This window comes from Mesorhizobium sp. M7A.F.Ca.MR.148.00.0.0 (genome assembly GCF_003997735.1).
Classification (GTDB): domain Bacteria; phylum Pseudomonadota; class Alphaproteobacteria; order Rhizobiales; family Rhizobiaceae; genus Mesorhizobium.
This window is the reverse complement of record NZ_RZTB01000157.1, coordinates 1-624: the sequence shown is the minus strand read 5'-3', so window position 1 is coordinate 624 and position 624 is coordinate 1. Positions and strand designations below refer to the sequence as shown.

The 624-nt window shown below is 62.2% G+C and carries 1 pseudogene; it reads right to left on the bottom strand.

Annotated elements, in window-relative coordinates:
- Positions 1–181: 181 nt before the first annotated feature.
- Positions 182–624, bottom strand: a pseudogene (locus tag EOB49_RS30830) (ATP-binding cassette domain-containing protein); the annotation flags it as partial.

Below are 624 nucleotides of genomic sequence, written 5' to 3'. Positions count from 1 at the left end.
AGCTTCCGCCCCGGCCACGCGGGGGCGCTGCTATATTATTCAACGTGGCGAACGATGAATGCCGGCTTGCCTCAGGCCGAGCCGTGGTGCCCTTCTACGCACGGTGGCGGCACCCGCTCATATCTGGAGCAGCGGTCGGAAAAGAGTCCAGGTGATCGGTACTGCCGGAGCTCCGTTGAGCTCAGTTCCCCGCGCTCTCCATGTGGCGTCCCTTGATCGCGTTTTCCAGCCAGCCAACCTCCATCTCGGGAGCCGAGGAGAGCAGCACGGCGTTCCCGCGTTACATCACCGCAATGGAATCGGCGATTGCCTTCACGATCGCAAGATCATGGGTGATGAACAGGTAGGCCACGTCCTCAATATTCTGCAGGCGCAGCAACAGCTTGAGGATGCCATCTTCCACCAGCGGGTCGAGCGCGGAAGTGACCTCGTCGCAAATGATGAGTTTTCGCTTGGCGGCGAGCGCACGGGCGATGCAGACCCCTTGCTTCTGTCCGCCGGAAAGCCCTGCAGGATAGCGATCGGCGAAACCCTTGCCCATCTCGCCCTCTTCCAGAAGCTCGGCCACGCGGGCCTCGCGCTCGCGTCCGCGCATGCCGAAATAGAATTCGAGCGGACGGCCAA